The organism is Paenibacillus sp. LS-5, from assembly GCF_056121505.1.
Map to the genome: position 1 here is coordinate 86,995 of NZ_JBWAVA010000007.1, position 14,535 is coordinate 101,529.

The following is a 14,535-nucleotide window of genomic DNA, read 5'->3' on the forward strand; positions in this document are numbered from 1 at the left end:
ACTACAGGGCGCATGTCCCCGGGACATTTCATTATTACTAATTATTATACATGAATGACCTTAATAATTCATGGCCTGAGCAGCTTCCTGGAGGCAGTTCCCAATTAGATGGTATAAGCCTCCCTGACCACACGTAAAGTACAAGTAGGCCATTATCAGAACCACTGATTACATGTCTGCTGGCTTCAATGGTCAATACCCTGTATTTATATTAAAAAGTGCCTGCCTGTGCCTTGGCATAGAGACAGGCCCCTGTGGAGGTGTTCCCCCTGAAAACCGCGCTGTGGCTGTATCTGTTTCTCTTTCTGGCCTTCTTCGATTTGCATGCCCAGTATCCTATTCTTACCCCCTTTGCCATCTCGCTCGGTGCTGGACCGGCCTTCATTGGCTGGATGATGGGCATGTATTCGCTGACTCATCTTCCCGGAAATCTGCTGGCAGGCGTGCTGGTCGACCGCAACGGCAGCCGACGATACATTGTATTCGCACTGACAGCAGCCGGAGCCCTTCTGCTGCTTCAGGCTCACGCCCAGCTTCCCTGGCATCTGCTGCTGCTGCGCGCAGCGAGCGGGTTCGCCCTGGCCTTCCTTTCGCCGGCCTGCATGACACTGCTGGCCTCGCTCTCTTCCGATCCCGCGACCCAAGGGAAATATATGTCCGGCCACGGGATCGTCCATACGCTTGCGTCCGTCGTGTCACCGGCCGCAGGAGCTTTTATCGTAGCGAGGGCCGGCTACTCCGGTACCTTCACCACTCTGGGCTGGCTGCTGATCTTCACAGGCGTCATGGCCTTATTCAGTGTGCCTAATCATGTTCAGAGCTTGGCCGTTGCCACACCGGCTCTTCCCTTGCACTCGCCGTCACAAACAACGGCCCAGGCAGAATTCCCTGTATCCAAGCGTTATTATCTGCTGCCCTTTTTTGTATCCTGCTCACAAGGCGTGTTGTTCTTTGAACTGCCCCTGTCACAGGGTAGTGATGGAATGATATCCACCGGAATCCTTCTGTCACTTCTTAGCTTGGGAGCACTGGTTACGCTCAGTCTCTTCTTTCTGAATCGGCTTACCCCAGGAATAAGAATCGCAGCAGCACTGCTGGTCATGGCGCTCTGCTTCTTCGTGCTTGCTGCGTTCCGTGGCATCCCCGCCGGTGTGGTTCTCTTTCTGCTTGGGGGAGCCAAGGGCGTACTCTTCCCGGCGATGGCCTCCCTATTCATCAGTCTTGGTGGTGCCGGACGTATGGGAAGAACCTTCTCGCTGCAATCCATTGCCATGTCGCTTGGCGCCTTTGCAGGTCCGGTTGCAGCAGGGCAGCTGCGGGACTACGTCTCTCCTTATTTCATAGCCTTTGTTCTGCTGATGACTGCCCTTCTGCTGCTCCCACCCAGAACCTCAGACAAACTGGTCTACCAGCCGGAATGGAACAGTCCAGCAGCTTGACGGTAATCCCTTATCACTTGAAATCATTGATGATGCAGTTAGGCAAACATACAAACCATCTGGTGCTTTTTACATAATATACAATGTAATCAACCCACAGTCGAAAGCGTGGTGAATCCTCCATGGGTGAACATTGCGGTCCGGGCCCGAACCCCGCTCCCGTAACTCCTGTATTCTGGACTTCTACAGGCACCATTCTGGTGCTCTACATTCTGCTGGTCATCATCCTCAGTGCCGGAATATTCTAAGTTTGTCCGCATTTGCCGAAATCACAACCCACTGATCACCCGGTTCTTTTGCCTCCGGGTGATTGTTTCTTTTTACGACATTTCCCGGGTAATGAACATACATAATTGCTGCAGAGAAAGATATAAATCGCAGTTATTTTTAAAATGGATGAATATTAGGTAAAATATCGACATAGACACATCACCACAGGGAGGATGACCGCATATGTCCATAACCATCATCGTCGAAGGCAAAAACGACCGGAGCAGGCTTCGGCGGCTGCTGGCACCTGAGATTGATATCCAGTGCACGTTCGGCACCCTCAACACCTTGAAGCTGGAAACCCTGCGGCGCCGGATAGGCGACGGAGAAGTATACCTGTACATGGACAATGACAGCTCAGGCAAAAAAATCCGCGGTATCCTGCGTGATGCCTTTCCGGATGCCGGACATATCTATACCCGGAAGGGTTATGCAGGTGTAGAGGGCACTCCCGATGAATATAACATCACTCAGCTGGAAAAGGCCGGATTGGAGGAGTTCATTATCTATCCGCAGCCTTTGCCTTACTTGGAAACATAAGTGCACGGGACAAGCTGGCATCCCAGCCTTAAGTGAATTTATTTTTCATTCCAGGAATGGTCTGGGATCATTTACTTAACAAAAAAACGCCTTGTCCGCCCTATGCGTCTTACGCAAAAAGCTGAACAAGGCGTTATGAATGTTTTTTATTTTTCCTTAATCAAATCCTGCAGCTTACCTGCCAGAAATTCCGGTGTCACGTTATCCGTATCTCCCGCATCGTATAATCCCCGGAGCCGGTTATTCCGATCCACCAGACCAATCAGATTGGCATGTGCAAAGTTATCCTTGTTGTCTCCATAAATCAGCACTTTAAAAGAATCCGCAGCCAATGTGCGAACCTTCTCTTGATCACCCCGTAGGAAATACCAGCCGTTGTAATCCGCATGAAAACGGTCAGCAAAGGTCTTGATCGCCTCACGTGTATCATTCTTGGGATCGAAGGAAATGGAGACGAATTCCACATCCTTGCCAAAGCTGCCTTCCTTAATCAGCAAATCCTGAGTCTGTGAGAGCATATAGGTGGTGATGGGACAAACATCCGGGCATTCCGTGAAGAAGAAATAGACCAGTCTCGGCTTCCCTTCCGTATCTGCCAGGGTGATTTGTCTGCCATCCACATTTTGAAGCGAGAAGTCCTGCACTTCACCGATAACCGGAAGCTTGTCTTTTCCGCCGGTCAACGAGCCTGCTGCCAGATATATAGCCAAACCCACGGCCAGAAGCAGCAGCAGCCAGGTCCATTTGTAGCGTTTCAAGGTTTGCACAGGGCATTCTCCTCCCTTACACGTGAATCGTATTCAGCACAAGCACAATCAGACTCACTGTCAGATAATTAATGGAGAAAAAGAAGTTCTGTTTCGCCCACGCATCGTCATCCTTCGCACGAAAGCCTTTCAGCGTGAGGTACAGCCAGGCCAGTGACAAACCCGCAGAAATAATCAGGTAAAAAATCCCCGCGTAGTCGTAAACATACATCAGTACCGGAACCGGCAGCAGCAGCGCTACATAAGGAATCATCTGGATTTTGGTGCGACGTGTGCCTTTGACTACAGGCAGAAGCGGAAATCCCGCAGCCCTGTATTCTTCCTTGCGGCGTATGCCAAGCGCCCAAAAATGCGGGGGCTGCCAGAGAAACAACATGGCGAACAGCAGCCAGGCCCCGAGATCCACTGTGCCGGTTACGGCAACATATCCGATCACCGGAGGCATTGCACCTGAGATGGCACCCACCGAAGTACTCCATGTAGATGTTCTTTTGAGCCAAAGGGTGTACACTACTACATACACAAACATGCCGACGATACCGAATAATCCGGCAAGCACGCCACAAAAAGCAAATAATACCGCTAGACCGGCTATGCCAAGCCCTATAGCATAAGCCAGCACGACTCCCGGCTTCAGTCTTCCTGTAGGCAGGCCGCGTTCACGTGTTCTTTCCATTTTCATATCCAGATCGCGGTCGAAATAGTTATTGAACACGCAGGCAGAGGCCATAACCAGCATGGTACCGAGTAAAGTCAGAATGAGCCGGCCATACTGCACATCCCAGCCAGAAGCCACCCAGTATCCCGCAAAAGCAGCGATAAGGTTGGAGCGGATAATACCTGGTTTCGTCACCGTAATGAAATCGCGCCAGCTGGCACCTTCCTTGGGTGATTTGGCAGACAAAGCTGCGGAATCCGATGAAGCTTGATATCTTAATTGATTGTCCACGTCTGGTGTTCCTCCTTCTAAGGGACTTCTACGTTCCACTGGAGCAAAAATACCAAAATCAACGTTCTTAGTTGAGAACATTATTCATTCTGCTGTTAACTTTATCATAACAAACGAAGAAAGAGTTTGACAATCATGGACCGAGATGTTCATCATTTCGACAATTGCGTGACAATATTTATTTTACACCCCCTAAATAACTGGACGCCAAATTGGGTAGTTATTAATAGAGAACTTCCGTACAAAGGAGATCTGACCAATGGATACCGCTACACATTTTGTTATGGGCCTGGGACTTGCCGGACTGTCCTTTGTTGACCCCGTCGTTGCCTCCCAACCAACATTAGCCGGTGCTGTCATGATCGCCACTGTATTGGCCTCTCAGGCACCAGATGCCGATACTGCGCTGCGATTGAAGAACAATGCGCTGTATATCCGCAACCACCGGGGCATCACACACTCACTGCCGTTTTTACTCTTCTGGCCCGCTCTAATCACACTGGTGATTGGACCCATCTTTGGTTTCACAGATCCTCATAACCTTAGCCATATCGCTCTGTGGAGCTTCATTGGCGTAGCTGTTCATGTATTTACAGACCTGTTCAACACTTATGGCACCCAGGCCGCGCGTCCTTTTACAGAGAAATGGATTGCCTGGAACATTATCCACATCTTTGATCCGTTCATCTTTGGAAGCCACGCAGCGGCCATCATCCTCTGGATCAGCGGGATTGTGCCGCCAGCTCCGTTGTTTATTACCCTGTATGCTTTCATCGCGCTTTATTATATTTGGCGGACGGTGGTGCATGCGCGGCTGACCAGAAATTTGAAGAACAAAGATATCCATCATAGCCCAGGCGAACGGTATTTTGTTATTCCGACCATATCGCCGACACGATGGAATGTTGTCAAGGCCAAACCAGACGGCAGCTATAATATCGGACTTCTGAACAGCGGACGGCTCGAATGGTTCAAGCATGCGGTGTGCTCCACCCATCCCGCCGTTGAACATTCCAAGAGCCATCCCGATATTCAGGCTTTCCTGTATTTTACCTCCTACGCTGTAGCCGAGGTCGAGCAAGTGGCCTCTGGATATATTGTACGCTGGGGAGATGTACGTTATTTACACCGCAAGCAATTCCCGTTCGTCGCAGTACTGGTAATGGACAAAGAGTACCATCCGCTTAACACCTACGTCGGCTGGTTGAGCAGCGAAAAGCTCGATGAACGTTTTGCTATTGACCCCGGTTCCATGAAGCTTTAGACTATCACAATCACGATAAAGCGTTCTCACACCTATTGGCATGTAAAAACCCCGCTGCGCAGAACTCCGCAGCGGGGGATTTTCATGAGCTTGCTGTCCATCATATACTTCTAACAACTTTCATCAGAAAGAAGGTCAACGTTATATGGGTAAAGGCTTATCACTCTGGTTTTCATGCTCTTCCATTCTTCTTCTTACCGCAGCATCCATCTCTATCAGCTCAAATATCTGGCTGGCCCTGCTTCTGGGTGTATTATGCATAATGAATATTGGCTGGGGCTTTATTCTCAAAGCAAGGCTGAGACGCAAGGCAGAGGCTAAAGCGCAGCAGCCCTCCTAGCGCAACGGCAGGAAGCCCATCCGTTCTTTAACACCAGCAAGTGTCTGTGCGGCAACTTCGCGTGCACGTTCCGCGCCTTCAGCGAGAATATCAGTCAAGGCACCTGAGCTGCGGATCTCCCGGTACTTCTGCTGCATTGGCTCAAGCGTAGCCACCAGAACTTCGCCCAGATCTTTTTTGAAGCCTCCATACATCTGGCCCTCGTAACGGTCAGCAATCTGCTGCAGGGTCATTCCGGAACATTCGGCATAGATACTCATCAGGTTGCTGATCTCAGGTTTGGCGGCCGGATCAAAGATAACCTCACGGCCGGAGTCGGTTGTGGCACGGCTTATTTTTTTGCGGATAACATCCGGCGGATCCAGAAGCGCGATATAGCTACCCGGATTCGGATTACTTTTGCTCATTTTTTTGCTGCCGTCATCCAGTGACATAATTCGTGCGCCAACTTCAGGAATATAAGGCTCTGGAATCGTAAAGAAATCACCAAAACGGTGGTTGAAGCGTCCCGCCAAATCCCGTGTCAGCTCCAGATGCTGCTTCTGGTCTTCCCCGACGGGTACCAAGTCAGCATTGTAAATCAGAATGTCAGCCGCCATCAGGGACGGGTATACGAACAAGCCTGCACCTACAGAGTCTTTGCCGGAAGACTTGTCCTTGAACTGTGTCATGCGCTCCAGCTCACCCATAGCGGTTAATGTTGTTATAATCCAGCCCAGCTCTGCATGCTGCTGTACATGGGATTGCATGTAGACATTGGCAATCTTGGGATCAATCCCTGCCGCAAGGTACAGAGCCGCTACAGATTCTGAATTCTCCCGCAGCGCGGCAGGGTCCTGGGCCACCGTAATGGCATGAAGATCCACCACCATAAAGAAGCACTCATGCTGTTCTTGCAGCTTAACGAAATTTTTAATCGCACCAATGTAGTTCCCCAGAGTCAGTGAACCACTCGGCTGAATGCCGGACAATACTTTTTTAGCCATCCTATTCCCTCCGATTATGTTATTCTTCCAGCAGCGCACAAAAAGGCCCCACATCCGCAAGGGACGTGAGACCGTGGTGCCACCCTTATTCGCTGCCTGCAGTCTCTTTTAAAAGAGGTGCAAAGGCAACCTTCACTTCCTTTAACGGGGAAGAATCCGGCCGGTCTACTTAGGTCTCAAACCTGTTCGAACGCGGCGCTCCAGGGTCCATTCAGCCTGAGGTGCCCCACCGGTTCGCATCAACCACCGGCTTTCTGAAGGTGCAGCTTCCGCCTACTTATCCCTGTCATCGCATTGTCATGTTCATGAATGCATTCATCATAGAGCGAACTGGAGAAGTTGTCAAATGACTTAACCCAGGTATATTAATCTGGTATGATAAGGGTATTCGTGTCATTCGATTACAGTTACATTAAAGGAGCATACATTTCATGAAACAGGTGACCAAGGGGCAGTGGAACGGCTACGATACTTATATATTGCATAGCCGCGAGCTGGAAGTCACACTTTTGCCGAAACTGGGCAACAACGTCATTTCGTTGTGGGACCGTAAGGAAAACCGTGAAATTCTGCGCAGGCCCGAGGAGAGCGATCTATCCGTTTACCTGCAGAAGCCTTATCATTTTGGCATGCCCCTGCTGATTCCTCCCGGACGTATCCGTGAGGGACAATTCAATTTCGAAGGCACATCCTATCAGTTCGAGCCGAATTCAGCAGGAGGTCATCATATTCATGGCCTGCACCGTGTACAGTCCTGGTGTGTAAGCGATATTGAAGAAGACGAGGACGGCTGCGCAGTGACTACCGAATTCAATACGGCGGATGATCCACGCTGGATGGAACAATTCCCTGTCCCTTTGAAGTTCGAGATGACCTTTTGCTTGCAGGATGCCCGTTTCAAGCAAACGCTGAAGGTCTCTCATCTGGGAGACAAGAATATCCCCTTTGGAATGGGATATCACACCTGGTTCATGATAGATGGCGAACCGGAACGCTGGATGCTTCGGCTGCCCGTCCAAAACATCTATGAATTGAACGATGAACTGCTGACCAGCGGCAATCTGCTGCCTCTTGGAGAGCTTGAAGCCCTGAACCAAGGCATGGGACTGCAGGGCAAGAACCTGGATACTATACTTCGGATTGGAGAGGAGCAGCCTTCTGAAGCTCTGCTGATGCGTGATGACGGCTATGGGCTTCGCTATACAACCGACAAGGAATTCTTCCGCCACTGGGTGATATACACCCAAGGAACCGCAGGCCCGTTTCTCTGTATTGAACCTTATACCTGGCTTCCAGATGCGCCTAACCTGGACAAAGAAGCTTCTTTCACAGGCTTAATTACCTTTGAACCCGGCCAAACCCTTACCGTATCAAGCCATCTTGAAGTCATCTATCCCGAACTCTAATTTTCATATAATTACCATCCTCGAAACCTTCCTGAACCGTGCATGAATTCCTCTCCCAGCGCTCATACTATCTTCACAACGGGCGAAGGAGGTGAACAAACATGGGTCAAGCAGGTCAACAAGGTCGTAGTAGCCGTTCCAATAACCTGGTCGTTCCTCAAGCAAATGCAGCCCTGCAGCAGTTGAAATATGAAGCAGCACAGGAGCTTGGAGTAACTATCCCAGCTGACGGTTATTATGGGAACTACACTTCCCGCGAAACCGGTTCTTTGGGAGGATACATCACCAAACGTCTAGTGCAGCTGGCAGAGCAACAATTGTCCGGTCGTTCGTAGTAACAGCCTTATCATAAGTATCCCGTCAGGCTGAATGCCTCGGCGGAACTGCTTTACAGCCCTCCTGCGCCTCTTGCCGAGTCGCAAGAGGGCTTTTTGCATGTGCATATCTATGTATTTCTTAGCCGTAGAATTGATCAGATTTATCGGCATGGACATTGCGTGGATAGCGGATCATCAGATTGGCCATATTATAATTAGATTCGAGTGTAGCATCAACAACCACCATACCCTGACGGACGGCGAATTCGTAGCTGATCTCACCATGCGTCCAGCGCCGCTTATATTTCAAGCTCTCCAGAGCCATAAGCCGGAAGGAGGATTGTTGTTCCACAGTCAGCCCCTCCAGTTCTTCCTCAAAAGCCCCACTGCGCCCTGCAAGCGGATCATGACGGATTCCGAACTTCCCAATGGTGTTATTTCTTATCTGCACAAAGACCGTTCCGGAAGACAATCCTGATAACTCCTCCTGCAATTCCTTAAACACCAAATCGATTTGTCTCGCTAGTGATAATTGTTCCATTCTAAGCATGTGTCTCCTCCTAAAGGTTGTGTAAGCGTATGCGTCAGCGAATCGTACCTAACCAGCTTCGTAAGCATATACTTTGTTGTGTGAGTCTAAACTCCCTAGCTTAGTCATATTAATATGCTTCTTAGAAGCCCTTATATAAGGCTTTAGACTCATTATATGCCACCAAGTACATGCATTCAACAATATTCAACATAATTGGGTGTTTATCCCTATAAATGCGCAAATTTCAATGTTTTTTGTATATTTCCTTCTAACAATCGTCTTGTTTCGACAGTATTTCCACAAAAAAAAGCCCCCTAGTAAGGGGGCCTTGCGCGTTAATACAAATTATTCATCCCTCTGTCGCTATCTGCAAAAACACGAATTGCCTTTGATCTGACAAACTTTTAAGCTGAATGTTCTGTCATTCTCAAAAATTCGTTAATATCTTCAGTAATTAAATCTGTTGCACCTTGCCAGAAATCCGGCTTCGTCAAGTCCACACCCAGATGTTTCGACACCAAATCCTCCAGTGTCATGACACCGGTATCACGCAGCAAACTATCGTATTTATCGGCGAAAGATGCACCTTCCTGGAGGGCAAGCCGATACAATCCTGTACTGAACATATATCCAACAGTGTATGGGAAGTTGTAGAAAGGTACATCCGATATATAGAAATGCAGCTTCGCCGCCCAGAAATGCGGATGATACTCAGATAGAATTCCGCAGTAGGCTTCCTTCTGTGCCTCTACCATCATTTCCGACAGCTCTTCAGCATTCAACAGCCCCTGCTTGCGCTTCTCATAAAAACGGGTTTCAAACAAAAAGCGGGCGTGGATATTCATAAAGAAGGCCACACTGTTCTGAATTTTCGCCTCCAGCAAGGCGATTTTCTCCTCGCTGCTTGCCGCAGCTTTTACTTGGGCATCGGACACAATAACCTCAGCAAAGGTTGAAGCCGTCTCTGCCACATTCATGGCATAGTTCTGATTGAACAAAGGAAGATCATCCAGCAGATAGGAATGATAAGCATGCCCAAGTTCATGAGCCAGCGTTGATACATTGGAGGGAGTGCCGCTGTAGGTCATAAAAATGCGGGATTCCTTACTCTCCGGAAAGGAAACACAGAATCCGCCGGGACGTTTGCCTGGACGGTCTTCCACTTCAATCCAGTTGTTGTCGAAGGCATGTTCGGCAAAATCGGCCAGTTTTGGACTAAATTTGCGGAACTGCGTAACAATGTCTTTTGCTGCCTGATCGTAGGGGATTTTGCCGGAAGACTTGCCTACCGGTGCATCTACATCTACCCAGGCCAGGGATTCCATCCCGAGCAGCTTGGCTTTGCGGCTTAGGTAAGAGACCAGTGCCGGCTTGGCTTTGGTAATCACATCCCACATCGTATCCAGTGAGGCTCTCGACATACGGTTGATGCCCAGCGGCTCCTTCAGTACATCTTCCCAGCCGCGGCCTTGATACAGATTGAGCCGGAAGCCCGCCAAATGATTAAGAGTATCAGCACAATAGTCAGCTGCATCAGCCCATGCTTTTTCCCATTTGCGGAACATGACCTCACGTACCTTAGGATCGGGATCATCCAGTTTGTTAAAGGCTTGTCCGGCAGACAGCAGCTTGCTTCCCTCTTCATCCTCGTAAGGGATCTGTATGGAGCTTACAATCGTTTCATAATGCTCGCTCCACCCATGATAACCGTCAACAGCCAGCGTGAGCGCGAGCCCTTCCAGTTCTGGGCTCATTTTCTCACGGGCCAAATTACGGCTTTCACTGAGAACAAATTCCAATGGAGCAATTTCCGGACGTTCCATCCACTCGCTCCATACATGATCAGGGGTTTGACGCAGTACATTATCGAATTTGGAACTGATCCCTTCGAATCTTGCACGAAGGCCAGTAACCTTGGAGGACAGCCGTACGGCACCTTTGTCCTGCTGATTCTGCGCGCCCAGACATCCGGCAAATTCCGAAGCCTGAACCAGACGGCCGGAACAGCTCTGCAGCAAAGCTATGACTTCATCCAGAGCACGGGTGGATTCGATATTTGTTGGTGAAGCGGCCACTGTAACCTGCTGTCCCAGAACCTGGATATCTGTCTCCAGCTTTTTTAGAAAGCTTTCAAACTGCGGTGAGGCAGAGCCCCCCGGAAATATAGAATCCAGTTCCCAGGTCAATGATAAAGGTTGTTTCATTTGGTTTCCCCTTCCTCTACTAACAATTGGTTTTCTTTGTATTTGGCCTGCAGCCATGGTAAAGTGAATTACAATACGGGCCGATACCCCGAATGATCGCCACCAACATTTACAAGGAGGACATCCCCATGAAGCCACTGCAGATTTCGCCTGAAACAGCGATAACTCTATCTAAACAACTCGGTGTTCCAATCGAACACCTGATGCATATGCCACAACATATCTTGCTGCAAAAGATTGCGGAACTCTCAAAGAAGCAGAGTGAAGACACCGCCGGCAGTGATGCCGGTTCCCAGCCGTCCGAGAAGGGCGAAGAATGATACCCTTCAGCCATACCTGGCCTTATGACATCGTTTTAGGAGACATGTATGTGCAGTACTGTCCGTTCTGCGATAAGGAGAACGTGCTCCTGCCCATGAAACCGGACGAGCTTAAGCTCGTCCGGGACGGCAAAAAAAAGCTGCTGGTCTTCCCCTGCTGCAAAACCAGCCTCACCGTAATCGACAATGATGCCGATTACCTGCTCTTTGACAGGTCTGTCCGCTGATCGTTCAGCTCAGACTTGCATCACTCATCACTCATTTCGTTACTCAGCATGCGCACAGGGGAAGCCTCCTGTGCCTTTTTTTGGTGTATTCCAGAGACAGGTTGGAGAATCTCACATGAAGTCCAGCAGAAATTCCTCACCTTATGTACCTGATGGCAAACCGCCCGCCCCCGGTGCTCCCCCGTTCATCTGTTCACGCAAAAGAGCCCACTGTTCCCGCGCCGCCCGGATCATCGCGGCATCCATAATCTTCTGGTCATTGATCAGTCGCGAGAACCATTTCACTGCATTTGCAAATTCGCCGATACGGCGGTTCAGCTCACCAATCAGGAACATCAGACGGGCATCGTTCCCGCCAATGCCATCATTTTCATAGACCTTAATATACATGTCGAGCGAATAACGCAAAAAGCGCTGCTCCTGCGCGGTATCTCCCTGATACCGGTACATCCAGGCAATATGATGCAGGAGACTGGCGATAATCCGGTCCTTGTCCTTAATACTCTGGGCACAAATCAGCGCAAGCTTGTAAGTCTCAAGCGCAACCTCCCAGTTGCGCTGATCTCCGAAATCACGGGTAATCCAACGTTTCCCCACCTGTTCGCTGAAAGACTTGCGCTGCCAGTCAGCGAGCTTGTCCGCAGAATTCTCTGTGGAGGCAAAACCGCATGCCGGGCAGACACGCACAACGTAATAATCCGGATTCTCATTCTTATAGTAACAGCAGAAATCCGCATCACGGCGAACTGCCTTTTTCAGGCTAGGACGAACTCTTGAGGTGGTAAATTCTTTTTCGCAATTGCAGCAGATAACTTTAATAGTGTAAAGAGGTATTAATTCCGGCAATGCCCTCATCCTTTCACGATCAACTACGCGTTACTCCTGGGGCATGTTGACAAAATGATGTGCAGGACCCGCAAGCCGGCTTAACACAAATGAACGCAGCGGCTCCTCCACACCCGTTTCCTCCAGCGCCTCTTTCATGCAATCCAACCACTCATCCGCGCGTTCCGGTGTAATCGGGACATGCATATGCCTTGCCCTCATCATCGGATGTCCATGCAGCTCGGAATAGAGTGTGGGTCCGCCAAAAAATTGACTCAGGAATTGATACTGTTTCTCCAGGACAGGAGTAATATCTGCCGGGAACAGAAGACCGAGCTGCGGATGAAGCTGCACCTTGGCATAAAAGGCCTCTACCAGCCGGTGCAAGCCCTCTGCACCTCCCAGGTTGTCATATATTGTGTCATTTGAATTCATCGGCAGGTACCAGCTTTCTTCCGTATTAATGTAACGGCTTTTTTATTATACCAAAATATGTGCAGCTCGGTTAACCTGCCGCAAGTAACATATTTTGAAGTTTGCCCATAGAAAAAAGGCGCTAAACAATCGTTTAGCGCCTTGAGTATTTAATAGGTCCGAAATTCCTCATCACCAGGTGGGACGAGAGAGACCCGGATCACATATACAAAAGCACAAACCAGAACTCCGGCAACTACACTCATCACCATCACTCCATCCCTTATAAGGTGTGCATTAATTAATTTTATATTACCATAATTCCAGTCAAAAAGCACCGCCCTTTGTAACCGCTTTCTGATTTTTTTTGTGCTGTTTGTCCCTATTTTTGCATACATTTATCCATATACATGGAGGCGTTGCCGATGATTCTTAAAAAAAACTACAGCCTGCTATTGGGAGTCCTTCTTACCGGATGTATGATGCTTCTGCTCCTGAATCCGGCAAGCTCTTTAGATGCAGCCCTGCGGGGGCTTACCGTCTGGTGGGACGTGCTGTTCCCCTCGCTTTTCCCCTTCTTTGTGATCTCTGAAATGATGCTGGGATTCGGTGTAGTTCATCTATTCGGCGCATTACTTGACCCGCTCATGCGTCCACTCTTCAATATCCCCGGCAGCGGTGGTTTTGTCGCCGCTATGGGATATGTATCAGGATACCCTGTAGGCGCCAGATTAACCGCAAAGCTGCGTGAACAAGCACTGCTGAGCCGTATTGAAGGTGAACGGCTCGTAGCCTTCACCACTTCCTCCGACCCGATTTTTCTGCTGGGTGCAGTGTCGGTAGGTTTCTTTCACGACGCCTCTCTTGGGTTAATTCTTGCGCTTGCCCATTACGGAGGCGGCATCATTGTAGGCCTTCTGATGTCTTTCCACGGACGGAAGGAGGATTCAGCCAATCCTTTAGTTCCCCCTGCACCAGCCCATGAGGGAGCCTCAGACGACAGAGACACCGGAAGAATTCGTCTGGCCCTTCGCTCCATGGCTGAAGCAAGGCGCAGGGACGGACGAAGCCTTGGTGAACTACTGAGGGGAGCGGTTCAATCTTCGCTGCAGCTTATTATTGTGGTAGGCGGCCTGGTGGTATTCTTCAATGTGCTGATGGAGCTAATGTCCCGTGCCGGAATCATGTCCGCACTCATAAGTGTTACGGGGGGAATGTTGGCGCAAGCCGGATTCCCGGCGGATCTGTCCACAGCGCTCGTCAGCGGCCTCTTCGAAGTAACGCTGGGTGCCCGCTCAGCCGGCGCAGCTGCCGTCTCCATCCCGCTGCAATATAAGGCCGCCGCAGCCGCGTGCGTTCTCTCCTGGGGCGGTTTATCCGTACACGCCCAGGTAGCCAGCATCCTGAATGGAACAGGACTTCGTTATCTGCCCTTTATGACTGCCAGGCTAGTGCATGCGTTCCTGTCTGCAGGACTTGTACTTCTGCTCTGGAGCCCTGTGATCCGCTCAGGCCTTTTCACAGACAACAGGGCAACTCCTGCCGCTGCCGGCTTCGCCTCTACGCTATCCGGTTTGGCCAGCAGCATAAGCTTGCTTGGAGTAATGCTTGGCACAGCCTTGCTGCTCTCCATGCTGATGCTCCTCCTGCGCCGCATTTCACGGTTTGGACGGCGGCTGTGACTTTTACCGCATCAAATATTGTGTTCCGGGTCCAGATTGATTATGATCGGTGT

General features: G+C 49.9%; 16 protein-coding genes and 1 other annotated feature. Of the genes, 9 read left to right on the top strand and 7 right to left on the bottom strand.

The genetic code is table 11. The features are described 5' to 3' along the window. Positions 1-269 precede the first annotated feature (269 nt). The 3 genes from AC0MA3_RS12990 to AC0MA3_RS13000 all read left to right on the top strand — a co-directional run bounded on the left by AC0MA3_RS12990 (position 270) and on the right by AC0MA3_RS13000 (position 2,249). Positions 270-1,439 (top strand): MFS transporter, encoded by a 1,170-nt coding sequence (locus AC0MA3_RS12990; RefSeq protein WP_474656597.1) that lies wholly within the window; start codon positions 270-272, stop codon positions 1,437-1,439. A 122-nt stretch (positions 1,440-1,561) separates the two neighbouring features. Next, on the top strand, positions 1,562-1,687 hold the full coding sequence (locus AC0MA3_RS12995) for a hypothetical protein (protein ID WP_256700632.1): 126 nt from the start codon (positions 1,562-1,564) through the stop codon (positions 1,685-1,687). Between the two features lie 205 nt (positions 1,688-1,892). Further along, positions 1,893-2,249: a DNA primase gene (locus tag AC0MA3_RS13000; protein WP_379159088.1), complete on the top strand. Its 357-nt coding sequence runs from the start codon at positions 1,893-1,895 to the stop codon at positions 2,247-2,249. A 146-nt stretch (positions 2,250-2,395) separates the two neighbouring features. On the opposite strand, the gene AC0MA3_RS13005 is transcribed toward AC0MA3_RS13000, so the two are convergent. Together AC0MA3_RS13005 and cyoE are read right to left on the bottom strand one after the other, a co-directional pair. Next, complete coding sequence (locus AC0MA3_RS13005; protein WP_474656517.1) at positions 2,396-3,016, bottom strand: SCO family protein; 621 nt, start codon at positions 3,014-3,016, stop codon at positions 2,396-2,398. A 16-nt stretch (positions 3,017-3,032) separates the two neighbouring features. Next, positions 3,033-3,965, bottom strand: a complete 933-nt coding sequence (gene cyoE / locus AC0MA3_RS13010; protein WP_474656518.1) for a heme o synthase — start codon at positions 3,963-3,965, stop codon at positions 3,033-3,035. A 259-nt stretch (positions 3,966-4,224) separates the two neighbouring features. Between cyoE and AC0MA3_RS13015 the strand changes: the two genes are divergently transcribed. Further along, positions 4,225-5,229: a metal-dependent hydrolase gene (locus AC0MA3_RS13015; protein WP_474656519.1), complete on the top strand. Its 1,005-nt coding sequence runs from the start codon at positions 4,225-4,227 to the stop codon at positions 5,227-5,229. A 336-nt stretch (positions 5,230-5,565) separates the two neighbouring features. Here AC0MA3_RS13015 and trpS read toward each other — a convergent pair whose 3' ends face one another. After that, a complete protein-coding gene (gene trpS, locus AC0MA3_RS13020) occupies positions 5,566-6,555 on the bottom strand; it encodes a tryptophan--tRNA ligase (protein WP_379159077.1) in 990 nt (329 codons plus the stop codon). Between the two features lie 56 nt (positions 6,556-6,611). Beyond that, positions 6,612-6,854: a binding site (T-box leader), on the bottom strand. A 132-nt stretch (positions 6,855-6,986) separates the two neighbouring features. Here trpS and AC0MA3_RS13025 point away from each other — a divergent pair. Together AC0MA3_RS13025 and AC0MA3_RS13030 are read left to right on the top strand one after the other, a co-directional pair. Further along, entirely contained in the window at positions 6,987-7,961 is a 975-nt protein-coding gene (locus tag AC0MA3_RS13025) for an aldose epimerase family protein (protein ID WP_474656520.1), read from the top strand. A gap of 101 nt (positions 7,962-8,062) precedes the next feature. Beyond that, on the top strand, positions 8,063-8,296 hold the full coding sequence (locus AC0MA3_RS13030; protein ID WP_379159071.1) for an alpha/beta-type small acid-soluble spore protein: 234 nt from the start codon (positions 8,063-8,065) through the stop codon (positions 8,294-8,296). 121 nt (positions 8,297-8,417) lie between these two features. Here AC0MA3_RS13030 and AC0MA3_RS13035 read toward each other — a convergent pair whose 3' ends face one another. Together AC0MA3_RS13035 and AC0MA3_RS13040 are read right to left on the bottom strand one after the other, a co-directional pair. Continuing rightward, the gene (locus AC0MA3_RS13035; protein ID WP_379159068.1) at positions 8,418-8,828 is read right to left on the bottom strand and encodes an O-methyltransferase; all 411 of its coding nucleotides are present in this window, start codon (positions 8,826-8,828) and stop codon (positions 8,418-8,420) included. Between the two features lie 386 nt (positions 8,829-9,214). Further along, the gene (locus AC0MA3_RS13040; RefSeq protein WP_379159065.1) at positions 9,215-11,014 is read right to left on the bottom strand and encodes a M3 family oligoendopeptidase; all 1,800 of its coding nucleotides are present in this window, start codon (positions 11,012-11,014) and stop codon (positions 9,215-9,217) included. A 128-nt stretch (positions 11,015-11,142) separates the two neighbouring features. Here AC0MA3_RS13040 and AC0MA3_RS13045 point away from each other — a divergent pair, with 128 nt between their 5' ends. Both AC0MA3_RS13045 and AC0MA3_RS13050 read left to right on the top strand, forming a co-directional pair. Further along, positions 11,143-11,334: a YycC family protein gene (locus tag AC0MA3_RS13045; protein ID WP_379159062.1), complete on the top strand. Its 192-nt coding sequence runs from the start codon at positions 11,143-11,145 to the stop codon at positions 11,332-11,334. Continuing rightward, the gene (locus AC0MA3_RS13050; RefSeq protein WP_379159059.1) at positions 11,331-11,561 is read left to right on the top strand and encodes a hypothetical protein; all 231 of its coding nucleotides are present in this window, start codon (positions 11,331-11,333) and stop codon (positions 11,559-11,561) included. The genes AC0MA3_RS13045 and AC0MA3_RS13050 overlap by 4 nt, the downstream gene beginning before the upstream one ends. A gap of 141 nt (positions 11,562-11,702) precedes the next feature. On the opposite strand, the gene AC0MA3_RS13055 is transcribed toward AC0MA3_RS13050, so the two are convergent. Together AC0MA3_RS13055 and AC0MA3_RS13060 are read right to left on the bottom strand one after the other, a co-directional pair. Beyond that, positions 11,703-12,407, bottom strand: a complete 705-nt coding sequence (locus AC0MA3_RS13055) for a DUF2225 domain-containing protein (RefSeq protein WP_474656521.1) — start codon at positions 12,405-12,407, stop codon at positions 11,703-11,705. A gap of 30 nt (positions 12,408-12,437) precedes the next feature. Further along, on the bottom strand, positions 12,438-12,821 hold the full coding sequence (locus AC0MA3_RS13060; protein WP_474656522.1) for a globin domain-containing protein: 384 nt from the start codon (positions 12,819-12,821) through the stop codon (positions 12,438-12,440). A 404-nt stretch (positions 12,822-13,225) separates the two neighbouring features. Here AC0MA3_RS13060 and ylbJ point away from each other — a divergent pair, with 404 nt between their 5' ends. Further along, positions 13,226-14,482 (top strand): sporulation integral membrane protein YlbJ, encoded by a 1,257-nt coding sequence (gene ylbJ / locus AC0MA3_RS13065; protein WP_474656523.1) that lies wholly within the window; start codon positions 13,226-13,228, stop codon positions 14,480-14,482. Positions 14,483-14,535: the final 53 nt, after the last annotated feature.